We start from the raw sequence: 9,250 nt of genomic DNA, 5'->3' as shown, positions 1-9,250 counted from the left end.
TCAAAATTAATACTCATTATTTAACATCCAAATTATTATATCGGTTTCTATTCCCAATTAATATTCTCAATCCCTATCTAAACACAACAACCAACATCTATACAATTTAAAACACTAAAACACATACTAAAACCTTAAATCCTATATATCGACCGTCAACATAAATATAAAGACTTATACTAATCTCTAACACCACCAACACCAATAACATCTAATTGTTTCTACAATCCAAACAAACCAAATCATCAATAAAATCATCAACAAAATCAACCTACTTAAATCCAACAACAACTATACCAACAACTATAAATCTTAAATTATTGAAATCAATCCATGTCAGTGAACTACCAACAAAAGATAGGAATAAAACAACAAAAACACTAACACTTTCAGGTGGCAAAGATTCATCAACTGAACTATTAAAATCAAGATCAAAATGACAATCCGGATTTAACATCAAAATCAACCATAATACTAGATATGAAATTAACTCAGAACACCACCTAACTCTAAAACATAAATGACTCAAAACCATATTAGCCAACATTACTAAGTCCAATTCCCAATCAAAACTCAGCAACCAGAGACGGTTATTACTAATCTGAACAATCAAAAAACTAGGTTCCTTAACAACAAAAAGTGCTCATACCTGTTGTGATAATATTGATTTAACCGGAGAAAGATTACAACAAAATTTAGTGAGTTATACAATGGCTATTTCAAATAACAGAAGATTTTCATTGTTCAAACTAATTAAAACCAACATAATTACATGAATAAATTTAGAACACAGATGTTATATATGCCACAACGATCTAACGAACAGAAATACCTGATATGCTAAGCCAAATTGACGACAAATTCAAAAGAAAATCTCAATCTACCCATCATTACTATGTTTAGATAATTCAAACCGCAACATCCAAAATACCTAAACATTTCATCGACTTCTACACACATGTTTCGCTTCCAAATCGACGGAAATTATAACAACACAACTAAAGAACTATCCAACATCTACAAAGGAATCTACTTCGATCCAATCGTTGGCTTCTGAAACAACAACATCCTGATATCTAAATTAAAATTAATCGTTCTTAACTTATTTCCAATCATCAAAAACCAAGAAAGTATAGATCTCCAAGATATATATGTCGATATAGAATCAAGTTATTATAGAATAAATGCCAATATTGTATATAAAACATACTCGGAATTCAAAGATTTCTACTTCATAAACCAATACTATAAATTCCAATCATTCATAGTAAAAACACCAAAACTATCGAAGTCTGGAACCATAATTCTAAACGGAATCGAAAGAGTTATAACATCACAATTAATAAAACAAACAAAAGTTAAAATACAAAATACCAATAAAACAACCAAGCTAGAACTGAATGTTGAAAACGAATTACCACTTGAAATTAACTTTACTGAGTTAAACTGTAACTTCCACCATAACGATAACACAGTAGATTATTTATCAAAATTAATACACTTAGGGTTAAAACCTATTCACCTATACAAATCGTTATCAAAATTCAATTTAATCTCAATCTTTAAACGAAAATGATGTAAATTAACTTACAACAACAAAAACCAACAACTCTTTAAACATTCGAAACGAAGAAAATTAAGAACAACCAAGCAATTCCAAGTCCTAAACTTAAACAATGGCATCAATAACTATTATATACCTGAAAACCACAACAACAATGTATCAAAAATCAAACAATACCCATTCTCTACCACCTTTGAAAAACAAACCCCCACTCACCCCATCGTTCTATCCTCTCACAGCTTGTTGTCATGAACCATGTCTTTATCCAATTCCGATATTAAAGATTATTCCGAAATAACTCCGAAATTAATAAACAACATAGACCTAGATTTCATCGGAAGAACAATAATAGACAGTATTACTAATATAACATCTAATTACGACAAACTAACAAAACAAGACATGATAATCATCTGAAATAATATCTTAAATCCAAAGTGAAACCACTACTCAGATACAAACCTCCAATATTTAGTTAAAGGAATAGGAGATAAAATAATTGAAACCATAACATCATCATTAATTAATTCATTGAACCCCATACCAATCATTGACATATTGAAAAATCTATTAACATCTAATGAATTACCAAGATCATCTATTCTAAGAACAACCATAGAAAGATTATTTACATCATCAGAATTTTGTCAACCTGTTGATCAAACCAATAGTTTAGCAACTCTATCACAAAAGTACCGATTAAACCATAATGTTATAGATAACAAAACTGCCATTGAAAGATCCACAAGAGATGTTCATCGATGACATATTGATAAAATTTGTCCAATTGATTCACCTGAAGGTGAAAACATCGGCTTAGCTTTATCTTTAGCTACAAATTCAAGTGTTGATATTAATGGACTTATTATTACTCCCTACTATGTAACAAAAAACAACCTAATATCGAATAAAGTAATCTATCTTAACCACTATGAAAAAATAACACATAATATATCTACCAACAAACAAATACTAAACAACAAACCATCATGATTACTAAATAATTTAAATCCTTATAAATCAACAAACATCCGTCTCAAACCAATATCAAACAATCAGTTCTTTTCACAAGCAGTCAACTTAATACCCTTTTTAAACCACAACGACCCAACAAGAGCATTAATGGCAGCAAACATGTTAAAACAAGCGGTCCCATTACCGTTTCCCAAACCTCCATTGATTGGTACTGGTGAAGAAGAAAATATTATCCGATGTTCAAATCACAACATAGTAGCAAAATCCGATTGTGTTGTGGTTAGTGCTGATTCAATAAGAGTTATAGTCTATGACTTTAATAAAAAAACATATATTACCTACCCATTAACCCCTTCTAAACAAACCAACCAAGGATCTTGTTTCAGACACCGTTGTGTTGTCACACCGTTGCAACACGTTAAATCTGGAACCTGTTTAGCAGAATGTCAATCAAGTTCTCATGGTGAACTCAGTTTAGGAACAAATCTCCTCGTTGCATTTGCATGTTGGAACGGATTTAACTACGAGGATTCAATCCTACTTTCAGAACATGTTGTATCAAGAAATATCTTCAACTCTATACATATTATCGAACTCGAAACAAACGTTCATGAAACCCCAAATGGAAAAGAAATCTTAACCAATAAATTAAAACGACCACAAAAACATCTATTAAATTTATCACATAACGGCATTATTAACAAAGGAAGTATTGTATTCCCAAACGATGTTCTTGTTGGTAAATTAACACCATCGGATAACACAACATCAGATAATCCCACCCCAACCTCACCGAAAACAAATAAACTTAAATATATTGATACATCTCTTAAAGTTACTGAAATACCAGATTCCGCATGTGTTATAGACGTAATTGATTCATTTGATATTAAACCACCAATCAACAAATACATCGAAGAGATTAGATTAATACAAAAAACTTACATCCGAAGACTTCTGGCTATAAGTCCTAACCTAAACACAACAATAAATGCTTTGAACTCTGACAACAAACCCATCACTTCCGATATAAACATCAAAAACAATTTAAACACAATAACCAAGGCTTACAACGTTGCATTTAACAGACTACTTAAAAAACACATAAATGACACCAACCGTTGCATAACATGTTCAACAAGATCAGAATCTTCAGTCATACGTCATATTAAGATAAAATTATTAATCCGAAGACAAATTCAAGTAGGTGATAAGGTATGTGGACGACATGGCAACAAAGGTGTGATATCGAGAATAGTTCAAAAACAAGATATGCCATACATGGCTGATGGAACACCGATTGACATAATAATTAACCCATTAAGCATGCCATCTAGAATGAACTTAGGTCAAATATTAGAAACCGAACTAGGTCTGATAAGCTTTAAACTCGGAACTGAATTTAAAAACCTAACAAACTTATACAACCTTGATGTAAATAAGACTGAAATTATCAACTTAATCCATCAAAATCTCATTGAAATGTATCCGTACACAAACATTAACTCCAACGACCACAGTACAATACTACGTTTGGCAAACGAAATGTCAGATGGTATAAGATTTACTTGTCCGTCCTTCTCAAACACAAATAATGATCAAATAAACGAACTATACAAACGTGCAAACATTAACAACCCATCTCCGAAGCTTCAATTATACAACGGGTTAACAGGATTGCCGTTCGATCAAAAGACTCTAGTCGGAATTATCTATATCCTAAAATTGGATCACATGATAGATGACAAAATCCATGCCAGATCAACAGGTCCTTACACAATTGTTACTCAACAACCACTAAAGGGAAAAGCCAACAAAGGTGGACAAAGGCTGGGTGAGATGGAAGTATGAGCACTACAAAGCTATGGTGTTGCTAATATAATAAAAGAAGCATTTACTATTAAAAGTGACGACATAAAAGCAAGAAAATCACTACATCACAAAATTCTAAGTAATAAAGCTGGTAACTTAAAGTTAAAAACAACATGACCCGAAAGCTTATTAGTTCTAATAAAAGAACTGTTTTCGATTTGTATTAAACTTGAATTTAACTCCTAATTAAACATAACATGATAGATGGTTTTGTTAGTCCCTTATCAAGCAGTGAACAAGTAAACAGTTTTAAAATCAGCTTAATATCACCAGAAACAATACTATCATGATCTTATGGTGAAGTTTCAAAACCAAATCTTTTCGATATAAAAACGAATAAACCATTGATTGATGGATTATTATGTCCAAAAATATTCGGTTCTAATGAAAAAGAAAACCACCAACGTTCGACCTCCTTTTTAGATACTAATAAGGAACACAAGGTTTGTAACAACCAATTTGATCCAAATAAACATCTATCACGATCCAGATTTGGTCATATCTCTTTATTCCATCCAGTAGTTCATACTTGATATCACAAAACAACCACTCTATTAATAAAATCATTGACCGAACTCCCAACCTCCGTTATCAAAGGAATAATTAACTGTGAACTGCATATTGTAAACACAAATAAAATCGAAGGTATTACCAAAGGTCAAATTATAAACACCAAACAATTAGAAGAAATCTGAAACAGAATAAACTGAAGTGAAATTTGTCTAGGCGGTAATGCTATCCGTTATCTGATATCAAAATCAAACCTAAACCAACTAAGAGATAAATACACTAAAGCTATTAAAAATCCAAACCTCAATTCAAAACAGGCCAATGATAACCTCAAGATTATAAACTGACTAAACACCAATAGAATTAACCCAAAATGAATTATACTCGACATTTTACCCGTTCTACCATTAAGCTTAAGACCAATTATTACCATCGACGATAACACGGTTGCAAGTTCCGACCTAAATGACCTTTATAAACAAGTTCTGATAGCTAATAATTCAATGGAACATCTTATTAATAACACCAAATTAGGTATAAAAACCAACCATCTAAGTTATCTAGATGAAGTTAAACATCTCCAAACAACAGTAGATGCATTAATAGATGGATCAGGCCAACAATGAAGTAAACACAACTATAACAACACAGCGTTGAAGTCTTTCACCGATATCCTTAAAGGTAAGACTGGTAGATTCAGAAAGACCATCCTAGGTAAAAGGGTAGATTATTCAGGTAGAAGTGTAATAGTACCAGGTCCCGAACTAAAGATCAATGAATTCGGATTACCAATAGCCATTGCACTCGAATTATTCAAACCGTTCATTTGTTCAAAGTTAATGTTAAATTTCAAGTTAAAATCAATAAGAGAAGCGGAATCTATGATAAAAGAAGATAAAGTGACAACAAATCTATTACATGAAGTTATAAATTTCTATCCAATGATATTAAACCGAGCACCAACGTTGCATAAACTCAGCATCCAAGCATTCTATGCAAAACTAACGAATATAAAAGCCATTAGAATTCATCCATTGGTATGTTCTGGTTTCAACGCTGACTTCGATGGTGATCAAATGGCAATCCATGTTCCTTTAACCATTTCAGCAATAACAGAAGCAACAGCTCTGATGATTTCAACCCAAAACATATTCCATCCATCAAACGGTGAAGCAACATTGATCCCAACCCAAGAAATTGTAATGGGATTGTACTACATGTCCTTAGTATCCAACAAAAGTACACCATTAGTATTAACATCATATTCCGAAGTACATAAAGTTCTATTATCAAGGAATACAAGTTTACATGATAAAATAAAGTTTACCGTTAACATTAACAACAAAATCAAACACATAACAACGACCATGGGTAGACTTCTAATAACTGAAATAATACCAAAAGAACTAGATTTTATATACACTACTGGTATGCCAGAACTAACTAAGACCAAAATAAGTGACTTAATCGAAGCTGCATTTAAAACATGTAACAAACATGATGCACTTAAATTATGTGAAACTTTGATGAAGATGGGATTCAAATATTCCAGTTTATCAGGTATTTCATTATCAAGTCATGACCTAACACTAAAATCCAAATCTGAAATAATTAAGAAATATAAAAAACATCCCAATCTTGTTATTACTAATACCTCTAAAACATCTACTTCCGAATACAAATCAAAAGTCTATAAAATATCGAACAACATCCTTACCACGTTGAGCTCCAACGTTGAAACATACTTAAACGATATTAACAACCGCTTTAATCCCATGCAAATAATGGTTAATTCCGGAGCTCGTGGAACCCTATCACAGACAAAACAATTAATGGGAGCAAGAGGTTATACAACAGATCCTGATGGAAATCAATCCAAGATCCCAATATTATCATCCTATAATGATGGTTTATCCCTAAACGATTTCTTATCACTAACATTTGAAGCCAGAAAAGGATTAGTTGATACAGTATTAAACACATCAAGTTCAGGTTATCTAACTAGAAAACTAGTTGAATCAACTAGAGATTATATTATTAACACATATGACTGTAAAACAAACAAAGGTATATTAGTTAACTCCCAATTGGATCATAACATAATTAAACAAAGTTTGATAGGCCGAACATCGTTAAATACTATTAAAATAGGAAACAAAACTATAATCGAAAAGAATGAATTAATTACAGATAACAATATACAACACATACTGTTTGCTTGTAATAATGGAATTTATATTAGATCACCAATAACATGTACATCAAAAACAGGAATATGTGTATTGTGTTACGGTCTTGATCTAAATTATAAAAAAATCTCCAATATCGGAACCACCGTTGGTATTTTAGCAGCTCAATCAATTAGTGAACCCGGAACCCAATTAACATTAAGAACATTTCACGGACAAAACACCCTAACAGATCGAAATGAAACAACCTCAACAAACGAAATACCAGGAATAGCTCCCTGCTCTGGTCAAGTTAACATATCTAACTTAGCATGTGTTTATACTTCATTCGGTGACGTAATTTCAACTACCCACAACTGTTCAATAGCTATTTATCAAAACACAAGGAAAGTATGATCAACAAAAATACCAAGAGGTTACATCATCTTGATCCGAAATGGTGAACATATTGATAAAGATAAACTAATATATTTAAAACATCCATATCCGGTATCCTATTTATCATTGGCCGTTGGTTTATTAACAGTTAAAGATGCCATTTATTATATTAACACCAAAAAACCAATTGATATTATTACTAACACCCCAACCGATAATCTCCATTTCAACACTTCAAAAATTCAACCAATAATATGTTTAGTAGTTAAAAATATTAAGCTTAAATGAACCTGTAAAACCAACATTGAATTAGCATTAAAAACAGGTCAAACTATAAACATATTTGACATTATAACCAAATCCAACGTCCACAACGAAATAAGCATACCTTATGACAATGAAGAAAAATTAGATAAACTGAACAAACTATTTGATAGTAATCTCAGTTCTGATACTTCATTGATAATACCAACAACAGGTATTTTAAAACTCGGACATAAAACCAACAATACTATAACATATATATTAGAACCTAACGACTGTTGTAACCACCCACAAATATATGAAGTTATTAATTATCAAGGATTACCAACATTTGCCAATAGAACTGGTAGAAATATATATCGTGGACAGATACTCATATCCGGTGAAATCGATCTTAACCAATTCATTATTAACTTCGGATTTGATCGATTAATAGAATATTTTATCAACAAAATTCAAACCATATATACCACCCAAGGTATTAATATTAACAACAAACACATAGAGGTTGTACTAGCAAAAATGACCGAAACAGCAGTGGTTATCAAGACCGGTCTAACACCAGATGAGAACAACAAAGTGTTATGAAAAAAATTGGAACTATCGAACCACATAAATGGAAATACTACAAAAGAACAAACAACATACGAACGATGTATTACAGGAACAACAAAACTTTGTGAAAACAGACTCCCATTACTATCATCTATAGCCTTTCAAGGATCAGCTAAAAAGATAGCACTAGCCGCTATCCAAAACATAACCAAACCAATATCAAGTATAAGCGATTGTATATTACTAGGTAAAACAGCTAACATCGGACCACATTACTCATCTGTTTAAAGTTTAATCTGTAATCTCAATATCAAAATCTTTTACTCCATCATCATATCATCCTAAACCTATCTCCAATCTATTAATTACAACAAACCAACATAATCTTTCCCAATCTAAACTAATAACAACGAATAATCTGTTTCAAAATACCAACTCAATTTATTAACCATAGCCAATCATTTCATCAAACAACTATGAACCTATACTAAACAATAATTTACATACTAGCAACAAAATAACGACCAAAATCATAACCATCATTATTAAATATTTCTACAACATCGTTTAACCCAAATCCAAACAAAATTTCAAACATCCAACCTTATATTAATTAAAAATCACAGGATTGTTCCAGTCTAAAGTTTATGTTTATCCCTAACTATTAAACACTAAAACCAACACGAATCAACATATTTTACAACAAAATATTAGACAATATTTATACCTCTGACAGATTACTAAACCAAAACCAAACTTCATTTACCAAGAACACAGCTACATTTACCAATGTTATATTTCCCATCCACATTAGTTCAAATAAACACCAAATATTAACAGAATTAAAACTTAAACCTAACCATCAATCAACGATGAAAGTAATAATCAAACGAGTAATCACGTTTAACTCACAACAAAGTTTTCCGATTACTTAGTATCCAAC

Annotated in this window: 3 protein-coding genes and 1 pseudogene; all 4 read left to right on the top strand. The window is 31.4% G+C overall.

What is annotated here, in order from left to right; genetic code table 4:
• Window positions 1–215: 215 nt before the first annotated feature.
• The 4 genes and pseudogenes from MAGTDC_RS05090 (at window position 216) to MAGTDC_RS03815 (ending at window position 8,595) form a co-directional block, all read left to right on the top strand.
• The gene (locus MAGTDC_RS05090) at window positions 216–935 is read left to right on the top strand and encodes a hypothetical protein (protein WP_192573233.1); all 720 of its coding nucleotides are present in this window, start codon (window positions 216–218) and stop codon (window positions 933–935) included.
• A 23-nt stretch (window positions 936–958) separates the two neighbouring features.
• Window positions 959–2,401: pseudogene (locus MAGTDC_RS06175) on the top strand (hypothetical protein); the annotation flags it as partial.
• 285 nt (window positions 2,402–2,686) lie between these two features.
• Window positions 2,687–4,597: a DNA-directed RNA polymerase subunit beta gene (locus MAGTDC_RS06170; protein WP_462138620.1), complete on the top strand. Its 1,911-nt coding sequence runs from the start codon at window positions 2,687–2,689 to the stop codon at window positions 4,595–4,597.
• 11 nt (window positions 4,598–4,608) lie between these two features.
• On the top strand, window positions 4,609–8,595 hold the full coding sequence (locus MAGTDC_RS03815; protein WP_146657116.1) for a hypothetical protein: 3,987 nt from the start codon (window positions 4,609–4,611) through the stop codon (window positions 8,593–8,595).
• The last annotated feature ends 655 nt before the right edge of the window (window positions 8,596–9,250 follow it).

The organism is Candidatus Hodgkinia cicadicola (assembly GCF_002774925.1).
This window is presented reverse-complemented; position numbering and strand designations above follow the sequence as displayed.